This window comes from Streptomyces sp. O3, from assembly GCF_054788135.1.
Genome location: NZ_JBTVYK010000018.1, coordinates 69,892 through 87,303, shown reverse-complemented (window position 1 = coordinate 87,303; position 17,412 = coordinate 69,892). Strand labels below are relative to the sequence as shown.

The window sequence follows — 17,412 nt, the reverse complement described above, 5'->3', positions numbered from 1 at the left end:
CGCTGGTAGGCGGGACACGGTCGTGGAAAGGGTCGGCCGGGTTCAACGTGCTCGTGCTCCCAACGTCTTCAGGGACGGAGGCCCGAGCGTCATGAACGCTGTGGCGTAAGCGCTGGTGCCGGTCTTGTTCGGGTGGTAGCTCTCCCGGCTGAAGCAGGTTTCTCCCCAGAACCACCAGCACTTCGCGCGTTCGTCGCCGTGGTGGAAGTCGCCGTCACCGTTCGGCCCGGAAACGATGCCGTTGATTCCCTCTGGGGAGTCGCAGAGACGTTTCCCGTCGAACGCGGACTGCGGGGAACGGTAACGCACGCCTTCTGCACTCATGGACATAGCGAGTTCGCGCTGTTTGTCCTCGAAGTACTCGGCCATCCTGTTCAGGATGACGCGCTGGGACGCGCTTACGGCAGTCTGGCATGCCTCGGTACGGCTGAACAGCAGTGGGTAGCCCATGAGAGCGATCGTTGCGTTCGGCGCCTGCTTGTGGATCGCCTCCAGCACGTCCTTGGCACCTGTCGTGTTCGTATCGCCGAACACCGCCAGGTCGATGTCCGCCTTCATTGATGCTTCTGAGGGACACCCGGAGATAACACAGTCAGTGATCTTCTGATCAAACTGTGCGTCGTTTCCACCGATGGTGAGCATGACCAAGGTGGTGTCATCGCTGAGTACCCCGGATTGGAGCTGGGGGTATTCATGGAAGAGACCGTCGGTCCCCCAGTTGGGGTTGTAGGTGTTCATCTGCCATGCCTTGGCTCCGGAGCAGGCGATGAACTGGAAGTCCAGCGCGGAGTCATAGCGGTCCGCCATAGCGCCGACCGTATCGGCCTGGCCCGGCAGCGTCACCTTGCGCGGCCAGGCGTTCTCACTGCGGCGGCAGGCGTTCCAGCTTTCCTCGCCGTGGTCGCGGTCGCTGGCCTTGTTGTAGTCGCCCGCTCCCTCACCGGAGGTGTAGGAGTCGCCCATGGCGACGACGATGTCTTTGGGCTTGCCGGGCAAGGGCTGGAAGGCGACGGCGTCCCATGCGATGTTGTCGTCGGCGGTGCCGTCGGCGGTGCTGTTGGTCAGCTCCACGCGCGGAGTGCCGGTGAACTGGTAGACGCCGAGATCGACCCAGGTGTTCTTGCTGTAGTGGGTGTTCAGGTAGCGGTCTCGGTCACCGCCCTTCACTCCCCTGATCACGTAGTGGGCCTGCTGGGTGCGGGCCCCGGTGTCGGGAAGGTGAACGAAGACCCGCGCCCACTTGTTGAGGCTCTGGCCCAGCGTCCAGGTGCCCTTGACGGTCATCCGGCCTCCCGCGCCGCCGAGGCGCTGGTAGTCGCGGGTGTGCGCGTACCAGAAGTGGCCTTCGTAACCACCGCCGATCTGGCGCAGATCACCCTTGGCCTCATACTCGCCCTCCTGGTCCTGGTAGAACGTGAACCCGAAAGTACCGGCCGACTGGACAGAACCGCACCTGGACCAGGTCGCCGTCCCCGCCGGTACCGATTCCACGACGAGCGCCCCGGACGGCAGATCACTGCCGGTTCCGGTGTCGCCCTTGCAGGTGGGTTCGCCGTACTTGAGGCGGTAGCCGCGTCCCGGCTCCTGACGTTCAGTCACGTACTTGATGTTCTCGTGCCCGCACGTCCGGTCGCAGTCCTCCTTCCACACCGTGTTGGGGTTGGTGTACCAGTACTGGGTGTAGCACGCTTCCGTCTTGCAGTCGGGCGGGCTGCCCGCGTCGCAGCCGTTGGAGTCGTTGCAGAACGTGTCGAGAGGCGGCTTGATCTCGGACCGCATCTCGTTGGTGAGCCACCAGGCGGGGCGGAACCCGGCCGAGGCGAACCCGGACTCGCCGGGCCAGTCCTGACGGCCGGAGGTGGAGTAGGAGTACCCGGCATCGATGGACCAGGCCGAGAAGCCCAGCGCCTTCTCCTCATAGGGCCAGTCCTGCGGGTGCGCCGCGTCGCGGTTGGCGTCCGGGTTCAGGCTGGTGTCCAGGAACGGGCGCCGGTTCGGCGGGTAGAGGGGGTTGGCCGGGTTGTTGTACCAGCCCAGCCCCCACGGGTCACTGGGAGGCCCGGCCGGGTTGAAGCCGAGGTTGTAGTTCCACAACGCGGTGAACCAGTTCTCCGGCTTGGACGGGTCGTCGTCGTTGACCGTGACCTTCTGGCCCTCGGTGTGGATCTCGTTCCACTTGTCCGCGAGGATGTACATGGAAGCGGCGATGTTCACGGTGTAGTCCAGGGCGACGGCCCGCTGCACCTTCGGGTTCAGGCCCGTCTCATGGGGCTTCTCATAGCCTGCGAGGCGCATGCCGTCGGTGACCTGGCCGACGCCGTAGCCGCAGTCGGCCTTGTCCCAGTTGATCTTCCAGTACTCGTCCGACGTTTCACCCTTGTGGCCGTAGAAACCGGCCACGGCGGCGAGCGGGTTGCCCATCTGGCCGGGAATCGTGCCGCGCTCGGCCTGCCACAGGTTCGACTCCTGGGCCAGGACCCCGAGCAAGACGTTGGCTGGGATGCGTCCGCCGCCTTCGAGCCTGGGGGCGGGGAACAGGCCCTGCGGGTCGATCGTGCCGAGCCCGATCTGCGTCCGCCAGCCGCCCTGGTCGACCAGCCCGGCGCGCAGCTTGCCGCGTACGGCCATGTCCACGGCCCACTCGACCTGGTTCGGAGTCGGCTGCAAGGCGAGGCTCTTGCGGTCATTGCGGGGGACGGAACAGCGCCGGTCGGTGTCGACCGGGTTGGTGGAGGACCCAGCGGCCACCAGCTGTACGCGCGCCCCACTGTCCTTCTTCCTGGTGCCGGTGAGGGCAGGAGAGAGCTGCCCGGAACCCGGACCGTCAGCATGCTCCGACGTGACAGGCTGGGTGACCTTCTCGCCCGTCCGGGCCGCCGTAGAGGTGACGGTCAGACGCTCACTGCCGGGCTGATGGCCCTTCTTCCTCGGAGCGGGCTCGGGCACCTGGAAGCTGTCCCGCCCGCTGGCCTTCAGACGCTCCAACCCCGCACGTACCCCAGGAGCAAGGACCGGATCGACAGCGAGACGCCCGTGGCTCGACACATCGGCGTCGACGGGCACGTCGAGCGGAGTGATGCCGGTCCCCTTGGTGCGTGGTGCGCCGGTGGGCTTCCCGGTGAGGAAGACCCGGCCCGAACCTCCCTGTTTCAGGGACAGGTCGCCCAGGTCGCCCGAGGCGACGGAGACCGGGCGGCCCTTCCCCTTCCGCCACAGCTTCGCGTGGGCCGTCCTGCTCCCCTCGCGGTCGAGAAACGCGACCTTCCCCTCACCCACCGCTCGGACCTGGAACGGCGCATGGCCCGTATCGGCGAGGTTCTTCACCTTCCCCGACCGGTTGACGTGCACCAGGTGACGGCCCCGCGCGGCCACCACACCGTCCCTGACGGGCACGGCCGAGGTCACCTGCCCGCGGGCGGTCGTGTCATCCACCGTCTTCCCGGACGTGTCCACGGTGACGAGGCGGCTCTTGCCGCCACGGAAGGCCGTGAACACCGCGGTGCCCGTGTCCGGGTTGCAAGCCGGGTCGAAGTAAGCGAGCGAAGCAGTGAACGCCAGCTTCACCACCTTGCCGGTCTTCACATTGACGACGGCCGCGAACGCCCCACCCCGCATCAGGTCCGGCTTGTTGGTGAACGTACGCGGCGCGTACACGACAGCGGCGTGATCGGCGTCCATGGAGCACTCGTTGCCGATCCACATGCCCGCTCCCATACCGGGCTCGGACAACATGGCCGCCGTCTTCCACGCATACGCCTTGCGCGCATCGGCGGTGAGGATACGCAGGCCCTCACTGTCAGCGGCAGCCGTGACAGCCCGGTCCGGGGACGACTCCCAGCCTCTTCCCAGCGTACTGTCCGGCCTGCTGACCCCAGCTGGGTCGTCTCCCTTCGGCACGGGCGCGGGCCGCACCGGAGGCGTGCCGGTTCCGGGAGCGGCGAGAGCGTAGGCCGGAGGCAGCAGCGAAGCGGCCACAGCGGTCACCGCCACAGCCACCCAACTCCATCTCCCTATTCGATGTCTCAACGGTTCTTCTTCCTTATCGGTGACACACGCGGCCCTGCCGCTCCCGGTGTTCGCCGGGAGCGGCAGGGCCGCGTGGTCAAGCGGGCGTACGATCGATCCTGGTTATCTCGATCCTCGGGTGTACGGGTGTGGGGATGCCGTCGCGAAGGTATTCGCGGAACCGGTCGGCCTCCTTGCGGAACTGCTCCCCCGGTTTGAGTGTTTCGGTGGGGTACGACTCTTCAGCGTCGAAAGCCCCGCCGTCAGCGTCGGTCACCCGCAGATTCACCCAGTACTCGGCAGGTTCGTTCCCGTTGTTCGTGATGACCGTGGTGACCAGAACACCGAGTCTCCTCGGCGCAGCCGCGACTCGTACGTCACGTCTGACCAGGTCCTCTTTACCTACCGCCTCATCAACTGCTGGGAGGTCGTATTCCTTGAACGGCAGGTTGTCCGGTGCCAGCGACGGTGTGGGCGGGGGCGGTTCGGGAGACGGGGAGCCCCGGCGCAGTTCCTCCTCGTCGGGTGCGGTCAGCGGCGGATACACAGGGCCGTTCCCCAGCTTGGCGTCATCCTGGGCTGCTCTGTGTCCCTTGATCCCTGCCATACCGGCTATAACCGCGAGGACGAGCACGGCTACGGTCCCGCAGGCCCATACCAGCCGATGGCCTGCGCGGCGTCGGTGACCAGCCATACCTGACGCTTAGTTGCACCACCCGACACGATTGATACGACTCACGACCATCTTCCCGTCGATCCACATGCGCGAGCGCATCGTCCCGCAGTAGCCGCGCTTCTGGTACACGGGACCGGCGTAGCTGGAGAACCAACCGGAGTTTGTGTCACACCCGTCGGAGGTGTAGTTGCTGCACAACCTGGCCTCCACCTTGTGCCGTTTTCCGGTGTCGTTCCACAAGGTCGCGCAGATCGCCTTGTCGTAGAAGTTCGGCCCGGTCGTCTTCCCCTGCCAGATGTAGACAGTGGCTTTGCGGTTGCTGGGGTACGGCAGGCGCTCCGCGTGCACGAGCGTGGGGTAGCTACTACCGCACACGACACCCGACAGCAGGGCTCGCTGCGGTTTCTGCTCTACGGCCTTCCTCGTCCCCTCCGAGGCCAGGCCAGACACCGGGACGTTCTCCGCGGACACAGTGATGTCGGCGGGAACATCCGGGGCCTCGGCGGCGATGGCCTGCGGCATCGCCGCCACCGCGAGCATGGCGAGCGCGGACGTGGCGAGTGCTGTACGTTTCGCGGTCCTAGTGGCGGACATGACGGGATCCCCTTCCCTGTGGCGGTCAGTGGGCCAGACACAAGAGGGGCGTTGAGATAGCCGCACCGGAAGCTCGACATGACGTTCACTCCCAGGTGGACAGGTAGTTGTACGGCATACGCACTGGCAGCCAGGCCACCAGCCCCTCCCCCTCATGCCACGCCCACCAGGTGTCAGGTCTGAACCTGCGGGCGCGGTAGACACACTAAGCGCACACGTTCGAGCACGCAGAGGAATTCGCCTGTGCACGGCGGGGGTTGGCTGAAACCGTGCAGTGAAGCGGAACCCCGACCAGCACGGCAAAGAGGCTGGTACATCGCGTGTTTTCTGTGTGCCAGCTGTGAAAGTGGCGGAGAAGCCGTGACGAGCCGCCCTGAAGCAAGGGGCTGAATCTACGCGCCCGGCAGCAGCTCTGCCACAAGCAGCTCCCAGCCTTCCGGCTGCCCTATGGGCGACGCGGCGCGCGGCGCATCGCCCACACCGTCGGGCCGTCCCCTGGCAGCCGTACCTCCGCGAGCGCGGTGAAGCCGAAGTGCTCGTAGAAGGGGAGGTTGGACGGCTTCGACGACTCCAGGTACACGGGCAGCCCGGCCGCGTCGGCCTTGGCCAGCCCGGAACGCAGCAAGGCCGCCCCCTGACCCTGGCCCTGGGCGGCCGGGTCGGCGCCGATGACGGCCAGATACCAGTGCGGTTCCTGAGGCGCGTGCTGGGCGGCGGCTTCGACGGTGTCCCGGAACAGCTCGGCCCGGTCGCCGAGGATGTCCCGCAACTCCTGGAGGGTCTCCGCGTCGGGAACGGCCTTGTCCGCAGCCTCCGGAGGCACCCAGAACGCGGCCGCGGCCCCGGCCTCGGCGCGCTCGCACACGCCGTGGCGGACGTACTGCCGGGTGAAAAGCGTGCTGAAGTAACGGCCCAGCGAGGCCTCGCGCGAGGCCTCGTCGGGGAAGAACCAGCACATCATCGGATCGTCGCCGAAAGCACGGGCCAGGATGCGGCTGACCAGCGGCGCGTCATCGATCGTCGCCGTCTTGGACGCGTTCCCCATAGGTATCGACATACAGGTCATTCTGCACCACGGTGATCTTGAGATGAGGTGCGGCCCTGCGAGCCCATACGCGGTTGACCGCCGGGCGATTCGGGGGAACGACTGCGTCCATGCGTACGCACGCACACAATCTGCGAAGTCACAGGTTCTCCGGGATCTCGACCTTGAGCGCCGCAGTGCGTTCGCGCCAGCAGTCGCCCCCTGGATAGCGAGCCGGTGCACCGCCGCCTACACAGCACTACTCACGATCTGTCACTAGGCGCGCGTCTCGCAATGCCCGCGCCACGGGCGGGTGCCGCCCGTCCGCCGCTGGGCCAGGGCACTGCGCCCAGGCGCGGTCGGGGCAGAGCTAGGCTGCGCGGTCTGCGTAGATGGCCGCGCAGCGGGCGAGGTCCGTTAGCCGGTGAGGGTGGTGTAGGCAGCGGTGGTGGTGTGGGGGAAGGCGGCCCACATGCGGGTGCCGGTGGTGGGGGCCGGGGCGGGGCCGTAGCCCCACTCGCCCGCGCAGGTGCGCACCAGGCAGGCCAGCAGCCGCAGACTGGCCCGGCGGCGCGCCTCGCAGTGCGCGGCCAGGCGGGGGTTGGCATGGCGGGGGTGAGCAGGGTACGCGCCGTCACCCTGGCGATCGACGGAGTCACCAGCGCCGCGGGCAGCGTGAGGCTGTAGGCCAAAGTCTCGGGCGTCGGCGCGACAGGATCCTGCACAGGCGGCGGACAGAGAGTCACCACACCCCCAGGCGCACCGGGGTGCACTGGACGTGCCGGACGCGTTGACATGGAACTCAGACATGACGGACTCCCGTGCGGTGAGCGGTACTTGAGGTCCCACGCGTCGACGGTCGGTGGCCTGCCTCCCTGACACGGGCCCACCCCTCCCGGGGAGAGAGGTTCCGGGCAGGCCCGTGCGATGCGCTTCCAACTCCAGCGCGTGCCTTTCTGGTTACCTACTGTAGGGCATGACGGAGTACGTGTACTACCTTTGCGGAAATCGGTTGGTGGACCGATCACTGACCGGCGAGGCAGACTGAACACCGCCGCCAGGCCGGAAGGGAGGGTCATGCCGCCGAGAAGCACGCCGACGGAGCGCCAACGCCGCCTCGGCTCGGAGCTGCGCAAAATGCGCATGGCCGCCGGGATGACAACCGAGTTCGCCGCTGGGCTACTGGGCGTCCCCCGCACCAACATCCCGAACATGGAGTCCGGCCGCTCCGGCATCAGCTCCGAGCGCGTACGCATACTGGCCACCAACTACGGCTGCGCAGACCAGGCGCACATCGAGGCCCTGACCGCCATGGCCGCCGAGCGCGGCAAAGGCTGGTGGGAGCGGTACCGAGGCCAACTCCCGGCCAGTTTCCTGGACATCGCGGAACTGGAGTGGCACGCCAGACGGGTACGCATCGCCCTGACCGTGCACATGCCGGGCCTCCTCCAGACCGAGGAGCACTCCCGAGCCGTGTTCCAGGCCGTCATCCCCCAGCTGCCCGCCACCGAGATCGACGTACGCACAGCTCACCGCATGGACCGCCAGCAGGTACTCGACAAGCCCGACCCGCCCGCCATCGATCTGCTCATCCACGAGGCGGCCCTCCGCATGGAGTTCGGCGGCGGGGCTGTCGCGCGGCGGCAGCTGGAGCACCTTCTGAAGGTGTCCGAGCGCGACACCGTGACTGTGCGGGTCATTCCGTTCAAGGCCGGGAGCTTCCCTGGAGCCGGACAGTCGGTCCTGTACGCCGAAGCCGCCGTACCCTCGCTCGACACCGTGGAGCTGGACAGCACACACGGACCGGAGTTCCTGGACACCGACATACAGCTCCAGAAGTATCGCGCGCAGCTCGAGACGATGGAGGCCGCCGTACTTTCCGAGGCCGCCTCGCGAGACTTCATCCGTACGCTCGCCAACGACCTCTAGGAGACGTCAGCCGTGCCCACCATCACCTGGGAACAGCCCTACTGTGGCGAAGGCGCGAACTGCTTCCGGCTCGGCACGGACACCGACGGCAACGCCTACATCGCCGTCGCCGGACAGGAGGACCGCTACCTCACCGACACCCACGAAGCCCTGCGCACCCTGATCCGCGACATCAAGGCAGGCAAAGCCGACCACCTTCTCTGACCTCACGGCTCCCGCCCGGCCCCCGTCACCCGTACGGGCGATCACCGCCCGTACGGGACACACTGGGGCACACCTGCCTACGATGATGCCCTCGACACCAGCCACCAGGAGGCCGCCATGTCTGCCACCGCAGTCGAGCACCCCTGCGACCGCGAGCCGCTGACCTTGCTCGAAGAGGCCGACAAGCTCATGGAGCAGAACCCTGGCCACCGCGTCGAGATCATCGGAGGCCTGCTCCTCGTGACCCCGCCACCGGACAATCCGCACGCCCGCGCGCTGACGAAGATCATGCGCCCCTTCGTCGCGGCGGGCCTGGACGATGACGGCGGAGCGACGGAGATCGTTCAGGGCATCGGCCTGTGGCTCCCCGACGGCCCCGAGGACTACGCCGTACCCGACTTCGCCGTGGTCGACGCCGACATCGACGAGCACCTCATCGAGAACAACTGCTACGACCCGGCAGCCTTCCAGCTCGTCCTGGAAGTCACCTCCAGCAACTACCAGCAGGACCTGCGCGCCAAGGTCGCCGCGTACGCCATCGCCAAGATCCCGGTTTATGTGATCCTCGACCGCAAGCACCAGCGCCTGCACGTCCTCACGGACCCCATCGCCAACGAGTACGACACCCACCGCGTCCACGCGCCGGGCGAACTGGCCACCCTCCCCGAGTCCATCGGCGCCAAGGTCACCCTCGACGTGGCCGCCCTCCTCAAGGCCGGACAGCCCCGCACCTGAGCCGCTCTCTCCCCGTCCGGGTGATCCGGATCGCCGCCGGGGCCTGGCACGCCGCGCGGCGCTACGGTGGAACCGGGAGCGCACCTCGTACGTCATGCGGAGGCGGAGGACCACGGTGGCAGCGATGACCGACCGGCCCATGACCATAGGCACCCCGAAAGAGGGGACGTTCGAGGCCATGCTCCGCACCGCCGAGGAGCTGGACACGCCAGACGGCTACAAGGCCGAGCTCATCCGGGGGAAGGTCGTCGTGTCATCGTGGTCCAAGCTTCGCTACCTCCGGCCCATGCGGATGCTGCGCAGCCACCTTGAGTCTCACGCTCCCGAGCGTCACATCGTCGAGACCTCCCCCTTCCTGTTCAGCGGGACCTTGCGAGGAACCCCGGTCCCTTTAGGGGTTCGGGAGGAATCGCATCTCAAGATAGGGGTGACCCGCACCGGGGCACGGGGTCTGCGCTGTTGACCTCAGTCGGGACGTTTCTGGTTCTCGATGTACTCCTTGATGGTCGACAAGGGCGCGCCCCCGCAGGAGGCGGCGAAGTGGGACGGGGACCAGAACCGGCCGCCCCACAGGTACTGCTTGATGTGGTCGGGGTACTCCTTGCGGAGGTAGTGGGCGGAGACGCCCTTGAGGCTGCCGACCAGGGCGGACAGCTTGACCTGCGGCGGGTAGTGGATGAGGAGGTGGACGTGGTCGGTCTCGCCGTTGAACTCGCGCAGCTCGGTGTTCGCCTTGGCACACACCTCCCGCATGATCTCTTCGCAGCGCGACAGGATCTCGTCGGTGAACACCTTCCGCCGGTACTTGGGGGTGAAGACCAGATGCGCGTGGAGGGTGCAGACGACGCTACGGCCCCTGCGGATATCGGGGTTTGGTTCCCAGGTGACATAGACGCGACGCTACGGTGATCCATATGAAGCTCGTTGTGCAGGTCAAGCTCACGCCGGATGCCGTGCAGGCACCGGCGATCGAGTCGACCCTGCATGCCGCGAACGAGGCAGCGAACCGGGTGTCCGAGGTGTCGTTCGAGCACTTCGGTCTCAAGGGCTCCGTCCGCGAGCTGCGGAAGCTGTGCTACGGCGAGCTGAAGGTCCGTGGTTTCGGTGCGCAGGCCGCGCAGCACATCATCAAGCGCGTCGCCGACGCGTACACGACGCTGCGGGCAGGCATCAAGGCCGGGAACCTCGGACCTGAGCACTCGAAGCGCCGTCGCAAGGCCGAGTCGAAGCCGGTCATCTTCCGCACGGACGCGGCGCACACGTACGACGACCATTGCCTGAGCTGGAACTACGACGCCCAGACCGTGTCTATCTGGACCTTGAGCGGTCGGGTCAAGAACGTGCAGTTCGCCTGCTCTCCGGCCGCGCTCAAGCAGCTCACCGAGCACCGCAAGGGCGAGTCCGATCTGATCAAGCGGGACGGCAAGCTGTTCCTGGTCGCCACCATCGACATCGCCGAGCCCGAGGTGTTCGAGCCGAAGGGCTGGATCGGAGTGGACCGGGGCATCGACAACCTCGCCACCACCAGCGACGGGGACAACCACTCCGGCCGCCGCCTGGGCCGGTACCGGCGCTGGCAGGCCCGTAAGAAGGCCCAGATCCAGGCCAGGAAGACCCGCTCCTCGAGGCAACTCCTCAAAAAACGTGCCCACCGCGAGGCCCGGCACGCGACCCACGTCAACCACAAGGTCTCCAGGACTGTCGTTGCTGTCGCCCAACGCACCGAGCGCGGCCTGTCCCTGGAACAGCTCCAGGGCATCCGCGAGCGGGTTACGGTTCCCCGCGACCAGCGAGCACGCCAGTCCTCCTGGCCGTTCCACCAACTCGGCTCGTTCATCGAGTACAAGGCCCGCCGTGCTGGCGTGCCGTTCATCGAGGTGGACCCGGCCTACACCTCGCAGCGCTGCCCGCGCTGCGGCCACACCGAGCGCGGCAACCGCCGCACTCGGGACCACTTCTCATGTCGTCGGTGCGGCCTCGCTGGGCCAGCCGACCACGTCGCCGGGGTCAACCTCGCACAGCGAGGGGCCACGGCGTGGGTATTCGTAAACATGCCCCAACCCGACCCCGCATAGCGGGGCCGGGCGATGTGACCCGTGACCGCCCTGCCGTAGGGGGCAGTCGGGAGCATAAGCGGAGCCCCACAGGGACCCAGAGCCTCAAAGCTCGGTCCCTTTAGGGGCCGAGTTGTTTACCTTCCCGTCCACAGAGCGCGCGTACGGTCCGGACCTCTACGTCGTCGACGAACGGGCCTTCGAGGCCGAGGGCAGGCACGCGGACGGAGCGGCGCTCTCGCTGGTCGCTGAGTTCACGTCCGTCTCGACGCGGGACGCGGACTGGATGGAGAAGCTGGAGGTATACGGGCGGGTCGTCCCCGTATACCTGGTGGTCGACATGCAGGCCGAGGAGATCACCGCCTTCTGGGACCCCTCACCGAAGGGGTACCGGTCGCGGACGACTGTGGCCTTCGGGCAGCCCGTCCACGTACCCGCGCCCTTCGACTTCGACCTCGGCACCAGCGGCTTTGCTGAGCCGCCGGACACCGAGGGCGAGTAAGCAACCCTTAGGCAGGCCGGTCCGACGGGCCCCGCCGACGGGAGGACCGGCCCGCCAGGGCGCACACGTGAACGGCGTCGACGCACACCACGAGGTGATGTCGCACCAGGCCTTACGATGTGCGACATGAGCGGCGAGGAGAGCGACACCAAGATCACGGTCCGCGACTTGCAGCGCAATGCCGCCGCCGTTCTGAAGCGCCTCGACCACGGCGAGACGATCACCGTCACCCGGCACGGCCGGACGGTCGCACGGATACTGCCCCCGGACCCCGCCGAGGAGGCACTCAACCAGGCGGTGACCGAGGGGATCATCGACCCCGCGGAACTCGCACGTGCCAGAACGGCAGCCCAGACCAGCCGGATCAAGCGCGAACCCGCCAGCCCCGACGGGGATGCCGCCAGCGACGCCCTGCACGCACTCCGCGAGCTTGAGGCAGACCGGTAGATGACACTGATCTACCTGGACACCTCAGCGGCGATCAAGCTGTTCAAGACGGAGACCGAGAGCCACGCCCTGGAAGTCTGGCTCTCGCGGCAAGGCTCACTCACCGTCCTGACCAGCGACTTGACGCGCACCGAGCTTCGACGTGCGCTCAGCGCCTGCGAGACGAAGCAGGAAACGCTCAGCGAAGCCGAGGACTGGCTGGAGGACAGCGCCCTCGTGCGTCTACGCCCCAGCGTCTTCGACAAGGCCGGGCAGCTCCCCCACACGGGGCGGCTGCGTCCACTCGACGCTCTGCACTGCGCCGCCGCGATAAGCCTGGGCAAGGCGCTCACAGCATTCGTGGCCTACGACCATCGCCTCGTCGAGTGCGCCCGGTCGCTGAACCTGCCAGCCGTCAGCCCCGGAGCGCCTGGCGATCAGGCATGAGGAGCGGTCAGCCATAGCCGTGATACGGCCCGACTATCCGTTCTCGGCCGGGGTCGGGGGGCGGGTTACAGCGGTCGGCTGGACGTGCCGCTCGAACCGGGATCCTAGCCGGGGCGGGCTCAGTCGCGGGGGAAGGAGATCTCGACGCGGCGGTTCTTTCTGCGGCCCTCTTCCGTGGAGTTGTCCGCGATCGGATAGTCCTCGCTGTAGCCGCGCACCTCGTACGTGACCGACGGGCCGAGATCCTTGGACAGCTGCTGGTGTACGGCGTCGGCGCGCTGCTTGGAGAGCTTCTTGCCGTGCTCGTACGAGCCCAGGTCGTCCGTGAACCCGAACACCCGGACCCTCGTGCCGCCTTGGGCCTCGACCTCCTTCGCGATCTCCTTGATGCGGGCGTTGGCCTTCGGGTCGAGCTTTGAGCTGTCCCTGGGGAAGAGGACTTCGGCCTGGAGGGAGAACTTCACGTTCTCGTTGGTGTCCTCGCGGCGCTCGTCTCCGCTGAGGTCTTCGACGACGGACTTGATGTTCAGGATTTTGGCGGGCGCGAGCGTCGCCCCGTCGGCCAGCTTCAGGCCCGGCGAGTTGGCGTCGACTTTGGGCGGGGCGCTGGTCGTCGTTGAGCCGGGGGGTGCTGTGGGGTCGTCGTCGGCGTGAGCCACACCGATGGTGAGGGTGGTCAGCAAGGCCACCGCTGTGGCGGTGGCCAGGGCTAGGCGTCCTGGCCAGTGAGGGTGAGCGAGGGTTGAATGGCGCATGGGTCACTCACCCTCGGAGATCTCAAGCGCGGCCGGGGGCATGTCGCCGATCTGAAAGTCGACCTTAGTAGTTCCCTCAGGGGGTGACGGGAACTGAGCGAAAAAGGGCCTCTCCTCTCCTGCCTTGAACCCGCCCTTAAATTGCGTGCAGAGGCAGCGCCCTTGAGTGTCGCGAAGTATGAAGTAACGCTTCTTGCCTGCCTTGTCGATTAGGCTCGCACCAGCCAGCGAAGCCCCATTCGCCTGCAACTCTTTCTCATCGCCGCGCCATGCCGTGAAGAGAGCCCGCTTCGATCCCCCGTTCCTGACCTTCCCAGTGACGGTGATAAATCCACCCTCATCGCGCGACGCAGAGTTGAACGTCAACGTGACGTTGTCCTGGCCAGTAACCTCCGCGATAACCGCGTCCTCCACAGGTACCTGAGTCTGACTCTCGTTGCCCTTCCCGCCTCTTTCCTGTTCTTCCTGGACGGAAGGGGACGGGGAAGAGCTCGTATCTCCCTTGCCACTGCTGTCGTCGCCGCCCCCACCACAGCCAGCCACCGCGAGAACCAAGCCAGTCGTGATCGCCACAGCGGTCAGTGCCCTGCGGACCTTCATGGTGTGCTTTATTCCCATCGAGCTGCTTCTTCCTTCTGTCGTCGTCACTCAGCCAGATACACCGAAAAGAGGTCCTTGGGCTTCGGGAGGTCATCGAGATCGAAGTCCTTGGGGTCGATCTCCCAGGAACCGCTGTCGTCGCAGGCGAACTCCACTACTTTCTTCGGGTCAATGGACAGCTCGAAGGTGCAGCGAGGCTCGATCACGGCCGTTGCGTCGGCCGTGGCCTGCATGTTCTCGGTGCCAGGAACCAGGGAGTCGCCCACCGTGTAATTGGTCTCGATGCTGGCCTCGAAGGCGATGTTGCCGTTCACCTGGGTCGGGGCGAGTGTCTGCAAAGTGGCGTCATTCGCGCCCGCGAGCGCTGCCGCGGACCCGAACGGGTCCTGGTCCCAGGGGCCTTGGCCGTCGATCCAGTCGACCCAGTCGCCGTTCTCGATGCCGTCGAGCATGCTGTCCGCCAACTGATCACGGACGTCTTGTGCAGCAGCGAGGGCCGCAGCATCGGCAGCGGACTGCGCTCCACTGCGCGCTACGGCCCCTTTGGCGAAGACGAAGAAGACGAACGCGACAAAGAGCAGAATCCCCACCAGCCAGATATACAGCGGGAGGGTCTGCCCTTTGTCGTCGCGTAGGTAAGACGGCGTCAGCCGCCAGTGATCGTGGCAACGGCATCGTCGATCGCGCCAGAGATCGTGGCGTCCAACCCCAACGCCACCACCGCCGTAACGATCGCCGCGATCAGCACCAGCAGGCCCGCGTACTCCACGAAGCCCGCGCCCGCGTCCGCCGCGTTTCCCCGCATCCGGGAGACCACGGTGTTCTTCCAGTTGCGGATGCTGTTCGCCATGATGATGTTCCCTTCCGGGTCCGGTGGCGCTTAGGGCACCGGGAAGGTAGTACGGCGCTGGGGCTTTGGCGGAGGGTCTGGGGGCCCAAGGGCGGGCCCAAAGTCTGGTGCGGTCAGGCATGGGTCTCCGGCCCCCTCCCCCGCGCCGTGCCCAGCCATGCGGCGATGGCTTCGCTGCGGCTGGCGGCGTGCAGTTTCGCGAAGATCCGGTTGATGTGGTTCTTGACGGTCTTCTCGCTGATGAAGCAGGTGGCGGCGATTTGCTGGTTGCTCATGCCCGATGCGATGAGGTCCATGACCTCCACCTCCCTCGAACTCAGCCCGAATTCCTGCCGGTTGCGCGATCCCTGTGGCGTGGGGCGGCCTGATGACGACTGTCTCATGACTGGTTGCAGATGCGAAGTAGTTGGTTGTTTGTGTGGGGAAGTCGAGACGTCTGGCCTTGGATTGGGGGGTCTTGTGTGCTGTGCAGTCGCATCCGGCGCCGACCGCGGGACGCCCGTCTCGGGGCTCGCGTACGTCGTCGCCCGGCCGCGCACCTGGTCCAGGAGTGCGCTCTGCGCGGTCGCCGTCAGGTGGGCGCGGCCGTCGCGTACGTCGCGTACCGCCGCTGCCAGCTGCTCGGCCGTGAACTCGCCGTGTACGAGATAGCCGCGGGCCCCCAGGCGTAGCGCCTCCTGCACGATGGCGCTCTCGCGGCTGTAGGTCAGCATCATCACGGGGGCGATCCGCAGCAGGTACGGGAGTGCGGAGATGCCGTCCATGCCTGGCATGCGTACGTCCAGCAGGACTACGTCCGGGCGGTGCCGTTCGGTGGCCGCCAGGGCCTCGCGGCCGTCGCCCGCCTCCTCGACGACCGCGATGTCGTCGCGGCCGTCGAGGAGTGCGGTGAGTCCGGCGCGTACGACCGGGTTGTCGTCGGCCACGACGATGCGCAGAGTGGCGGGCGGTGCCGCCGACGCGGCGGCGGGGGTGCCCGGCGGGGCGTGTTCGGTGTCCGGGCTCTGGTCTGGCATGGTCGGCCTCCTCTCGTGCTTGCTCGTCGGGACGGCTGGTCAGTCAGTCAGCGGGTCACCGCCGACAGGGGGAGGTCCAGGCGTATCTCCGTGCCGGTCGGGCCGTCTCCCCTGCCGATGCGGATACGGGCGCCGATGCTCGCCGCGCGCTCGACCATGCCGACCAAGCCGAAGTGGCCCGCCTTGCGGAGGTCTTCCAGGTCGACGCCGAGGGGCAGGCCCTTGCCGTCGTCGCGGACGCTGATGCGCAGCAGCTCGCCCACGGCGTCGGGCACGATGCCCGCCTCGACCGTGACCGCGTCGGGCTCGCCGTGGCGGTGGGCGTTCTCCAGGGCCTCGGTGGTGATGGCGAGCAGCTGGCGGGCCACGACGAGCCGGACCGTGGGGATGCCAGGGGTGCCAGGGGTGCCAGGGGTGCCAGGGGTGCCAGGGGTGCCAGGGGTGCCAGGGGTGAAGGTGGTGGGGATGCCGGTTCGGGTGGTGAAGTCGGCTACTCGGGCGGAGAGTTCGTCCACGATGTCTAGGCCGTCGGCGTCTCCGCCCAGGTCCGCGCGTCTGCGCAGGTCCGCGAGGAGTTCGCGGGACTCCGTCGCCGCGCGGCGGGCGCTGCGCGCGACCAGGGCAGCCTGTTCCCTGACCGTCCGCGGGTCCATGCGGTCCGCGCCCGCCGCGAGGCCGTCCGCGGCCAGGGCGACGCCGTGCAGGGTCTTGGCGACGGAGTCGTGCATCTCGCGCGCGAGCCTGGCGCGCTCCCGCTCCACGGCGTCCGCGACGGCGAGGCGGGCGGTCGCGGCGGAGAGCGCCTGGGTCGCGGCGCCGAAGCGGAACATCAGGTTGCGCAGGGTGACCCCGATGATCCCGGACGCCACGCAGAAGCCGGTGATCAGGAGCGTACTGGCGGGGCTGCGGATGGTGTCCTGCCAGGCCGTGTACGCGGCGGCGAGCAGGGCGATCTGGGCGGCCGTGTAGACGCCGGATCCGCGCCAGCCGTAGAGCAGTCCGGCCAGCAGGGGGGTGCACACGGCGGCGTAGCCGAGGGGTGAGTCGGGGGACGCGGTGAGCAGCAGGACCGCGCCGAAGAGCAGGTCCACGCCCATCAGCCAGCGGTGCCGGAGGACGAGCGGGCCCAGGGTCTCCCAGTCCCGCAGCATCGCGTACGAGGCCGTCAGGGTGAGGACGACGGCCGCGCCCACGAGCCAGGTGCCTACGGGGCCGTCGGCGCGGTTCAGGGCGAAGGGGGCGCCGATCGCGAGCAGGGCGAGACGGAAGCCGAAGACCTGGCGGCACAGGGCCTGGAGGGCGCTGAGCTGGATGGGGAGGCTGGGGGCGGGGGCGTCGTCGGCGAGCGCGGAGGCCGGGGCGTCGTCGGCGAAGGCAGAGGCAGAGGCGGAGGCGGGAGCGGTGTCGACGAGGGCGGGAGCGTCGTCGGCGAGGGCGGACGCGGGGGCCGCGCCGAGGGCGGACGCGGGGGCCGTGCCGAGGGCGGGAGCGTCGTCGGCGAGGGCGGACGTGGGGGCCGTGCCGAGGGCGGACGTGGGGGCCGTGCCGGGGGGCCCGAAGACGCCCTCAAACGCGGGACTGGCTGAAAGGGCCAT

19 protein-coding genes are annotated in these 17,412 nt (G+C 67.7%); 8 read left to right on the top strand and 11 right to left on the bottom strand.

What is annotated here, in order from left to right; genetic code table 11:
* Window positions 1-42: 42 nt before the first annotated feature.
* The 4 genes from ACX6XY_RS11820 to ACX6XY_RS11805 form a co-directional block, all read right to left on the bottom strand.
* On the bottom strand, window positions 43-3,732 hold the full coding sequence (locus ACX6XY_RS11820; RefSeq protein ID WP_460329050.1) for an SGNH/GDSL hydrolase family protein: 3,690 nt from the start codon (window positions 3,730-3,732) through the stop codon (window positions 43-45).
* Between the two features lie 370 nt (window positions 3,733-4,102).
* The gene (locus ACX6XY_RS11815) at window positions 4,103-4,639 is read right to left on the bottom strand and encodes a hypothetical protein (protein WP_460329048.1); all 537 of its coding nucleotides are present in this window, start codon (window positions 4,637-4,639) and stop codon (window positions 4,103-4,105) included.
* 69 nt (window positions 4,640-4,708) lie between these two features.
* On the bottom strand, window positions 4,709-5,275 hold the full coding sequence (locus ACX6XY_RS11810; protein ID WP_460329045.1) for a hypothetical protein: 567 nt from the start codon (window positions 5,273-5,275) through the stop codon (window positions 4,709-4,711).
* A gap of 445 nt (window positions 5,276-5,720) precedes the next feature.
* Entirely contained in the window at window positions 5,721-6,341 is a 621-nt protein-coding gene (locus ACX6XY_RS11805; RefSeq protein WP_460329043.1) for a GNAT family N-acetyltransferase, read from the bottom strand.
* A 1,035-nt stretch (window positions 6,342-7,376) separates the two neighbouring features.
* On the opposite strand from ACX6XY_RS11805, the gene ACX6XY_RS11800 reads away from it, so the two are divergent.
* The 4 genes from ACX6XY_RS11800 to ACX6XY_RS11785 all read left to right on the top strand — a co-directional run bounded on the left by ACX6XY_RS11800 (window position 7,377) and on the right by ACX6XY_RS11785 (window position 9,630).
* On the top strand, window positions 7,377-8,228 hold the full coding sequence (locus tag ACX6XY_RS11800) for a helix-turn-helix domain-containing protein (RefSeq protein ID WP_460329040.1): 852 nt from the start codon (window positions 7,377-7,379) through the stop codon (window positions 8,226-8,228).
* Between the two features lie 12 nt (window positions 8,229-8,240).
* Window positions 8,241-8,432 carry a hypothetical protein gene (locus tag ACX6XY_RS11795; protein ID WP_460329038.1) on the top strand — a complete coding sequence of 64 codons (192 nt, stop codon included), beginning with the start codon at window positions 8,241-8,243 and terminating at the stop codon, window positions 8,430-8,432.
* A gap of 117 nt (window positions 8,433-8,549) precedes the next feature.
* Window positions 8,550-9,167 (top strand): Uma2 family endonuclease, encoded by a 618-nt coding sequence (locus ACX6XY_RS11790; protein ID WP_460329036.1) that lies wholly within the window; start codon window positions 8,550-8,552, stop codon window positions 9,165-9,167.
* A gap of 124 nt (window positions 9,168-9,291) precedes the next feature.
* Window positions 9,292-9,630, top strand: a complete 339-nt coding sequence (locus tag ACX6XY_RS11785; RefSeq protein ID WP_460329034.1) for a hypothetical protein — start codon at window positions 9,292-9,294, stop codon at window positions 9,628-9,630.
* A gap of 2 nt (window positions 9,631-9,632) precedes the next feature.
* Here the strand turns inward: ACX6XY_RS11785 and tnpA are convergent, their stop codons facing one another.
* Entirely contained in the window at window positions 9,633-10,031 is a 399-nt protein-coding gene (gene tnpA / locus ACX6XY_RS11780) for an IS200/IS605 family transposase (protein ID WP_460329096.1), read from the bottom strand.
* 50 nt (window positions 10,032-10,081) lie between these two features.
* Between tnpA and ACX6XY_RS11775 the strand changes: the two genes are divergently transcribed.
* The 4 genes from ACX6XY_RS11775 (at window position 10,082) to ACX6XY_RS11760 (ending at window position 12,596) form a co-directional block, all read left to right on the top strand.
* Complete coding sequence (locus ACX6XY_RS11775) at window positions 10,082-11,242, top strand: RNA-guided endonuclease InsQ/TnpB family protein (protein ID WP_460329031.1); 1,161 nt, start codon at window positions 10,082-10,084, stop codon at window positions 11,240-11,242.
* Between the two features lie 112 nt (window positions 11,243-11,354).
* On the top strand, window positions 11,355-11,723 hold the full coding sequence (locus tag ACX6XY_RS11770) for a Uma2 family endonuclease (protein ID WP_460329028.1): 369 nt from the start codon (window positions 11,355-11,357) through the stop codon (window positions 11,721-11,723).
* A 126-nt stretch (window positions 11,724-11,849) separates the two neighbouring features.
* Window positions 11,850-12,170, top strand: a complete 321-nt coding sequence (locus tag ACX6XY_RS11765; RefSeq protein ID WP_460329026.1) for a type II toxin-antitoxin system Phd/YefM family antitoxin — start codon at window positions 11,850-11,852, stop codon at window positions 12,168-12,170.
* Window positions 12,171-12,596: a type II toxin-antitoxin system VapC family toxin gene (locus ACX6XY_RS11760; RefSeq protein ID WP_460329024.1), complete on the top strand. Its 426-nt coding sequence runs from the start codon at window positions 12,171-12,173 to the stop codon at window positions 12,594-12,596.
* Window positions 12,597-12,715: 119 nt separating this feature from the next.
* Here ACX6XY_RS11760 and ACX6XY_RS11755 read toward each other — a convergent pair whose 3' ends face one another.
* From ACX6XY_RS11755 to ACX6XY_RS11730, 6 genes are all read right to left on the bottom strand, one after another.
* The gene (locus ACX6XY_RS11755) at window positions 12,716-13,351 is read right to left on the bottom strand and encodes an OmpA family protein (protein ID WP_460329022.1); all 636 of its coding nucleotides are present in this window, start codon (window positions 13,349-13,351) and stop codon (window positions 12,716-12,718) included.
* Between the two features lie 3 nt (window positions 13,352-13,354).
* Window positions 13,355-13,969 carry a hypothetical protein gene (locus tag ACX6XY_RS11750; RefSeq protein WP_460329020.1) on the bottom strand — a complete coding sequence of 205 codons (615 nt, stop codon included), beginning with the start codon at window positions 13,967-13,969 and terminating at the stop codon, window positions 13,355-13,357.
* A 26-nt stretch (window positions 13,970-13,995) separates the two neighbouring features.
* Window positions 13,996-14,601: a pilus assembly protein TadG-related protein gene (locus ACX6XY_RS11745; RefSeq protein ID WP_460329094.1), complete on the bottom strand. Its 606-nt coding sequence runs from the start codon at window positions 14,599-14,601 to the stop codon at window positions 13,996-13,998.
* Window positions 14,598-14,801: a hypothetical protein gene (locus tag ACX6XY_RS11740; protein WP_460329092.1), complete on the bottom strand. Its 204-nt coding sequence runs from the start codon at window positions 14,799-14,801 to the stop codon at window positions 14,598-14,600. The genes ACX6XY_RS11745 and ACX6XY_RS11740 overlap by 4 nt, the downstream gene beginning before the upstream one ends.
* A gap of 113 nt (window positions 14,802-14,914) precedes the next feature.
* Window positions 14,915-15,817, bottom strand: a complete 903-nt coding sequence (locus ACX6XY_RS11735; RefSeq protein ID WP_460329017.1) for a response regulator — start codon at window positions 15,815-15,817, stop codon at window positions 14,915-14,917.
* A 47-nt stretch (window positions 15,818-15,864) separates the two neighbouring features.
* The gene (locus tag ACX6XY_RS11730) at window positions 15,865-17,412 is read right to left on the bottom strand and encodes a sensor histidine kinase (RefSeq protein WP_460329015.1); all 1,548 of its coding nucleotides are present in this window, start codon (window positions 17,410-17,412) and stop codon (window positions 15,865-15,867) included.

Bases quoted from the DNA above. Each gene is read 5' to 3' on its own strand.
- ACX6XY_RS11820 (WP_460329050.1), bottom strand. From the start codon at position 3,732: ATGTTGTCCGAGCCCGGTATGGGAGCGGGCATGTGGATCGGCAACGAG.
- ACX6XY_RS11810 (WP_460329045.1), bottom strand. From the start codon at position 5,275: ATGTCCGCCACTAGGACCGCGAAACGTACAGCACTCGCCACGTCCGCG.
- ACX6XY_RS11805 (WP_460329043.1), bottom strand. From the start codon at position 6,341: ATGACCTGTATGTCGATACCTATGGGGAACGCGTCCAAGACGGCGACG.
- ACX6XY_RS11800 (WP_460329040.1), top strand. From the start codon at position 7,377: ATGCCGCCGAGAAGCACGCCGACGGAGCGCCAACGCCGCCTCGGCTCG.
- ACX6XY_RS11790 (WP_460329036.1), top strand. From the start codon at position 8,550: ATGTCTGCCACCGCAGTCGAGCACCCCTGCGACCGCGAGCCGCTGACC.
- ACX6XY_RS11785 (WP_460329034.1), top strand. From the start codon at position 9,292: ATGACCGACCGGCCCATGACCATAGGCACCCCGAAAGAGGGGACGTTC.
- ACX6XY_RS11775 (WP_460329031.1), top strand. From the start codon at position 10,082: ATGAAGCTCGTTGTGCAGGTCAAGCTCACGCCGGATGCCGTGCAGGCA.
- ACX6XY_RS11765 (WP_460329026.1), top strand. From the start codon at position 11,850: ATGAGCGGCGAGGAGAGCGACACCAAGATCACGGTCCGCGACTTGCAG.
- ACX6XY_RS11760 (WP_460329024.1), top strand. From the start codon at position 12,171: ATGACACTGATCTACCTGGACACCTCAGCGGCGATCAAGCTGTTCAAG.
- ACX6XY_RS11755 (WP_460329022.1), bottom strand. From the start codon at position 13,351: ATGCGCCATTCAACCCTCGCTCACCCTCACTGGCCAGGACGCCTAGCC.
- ACX6XY_RS11750 (WP_460329020.1), bottom strand. From the start codon at position 13,969: ATGGGAATAAAGCACACCATGAAGGTCCGCAGGGCACTGACCGCTGTG.
- ACX6XY_RS11740 (WP_460329092.1), bottom strand. From the start codon at position 14,801: ATGGCGAACAGCATCCGCAACTGGAAGAACACCGTGGTCTCCCGGATG.
- ACX6XY_RS11735 (WP_460329017.1), bottom strand. From the start codon at position 15,817: ATGCCAGACCAGAGCCCGGACACCGAACACGCCCCGCCGGGCACCCCC.
- ACX6XY_RS11730 (WP_460329015.1), bottom strand. From the start codon at position 17,412: ATGGCCCTTTCAGCCAGTCCCGCGTTTGAGGGCGTCTTCGGGCCCCCC.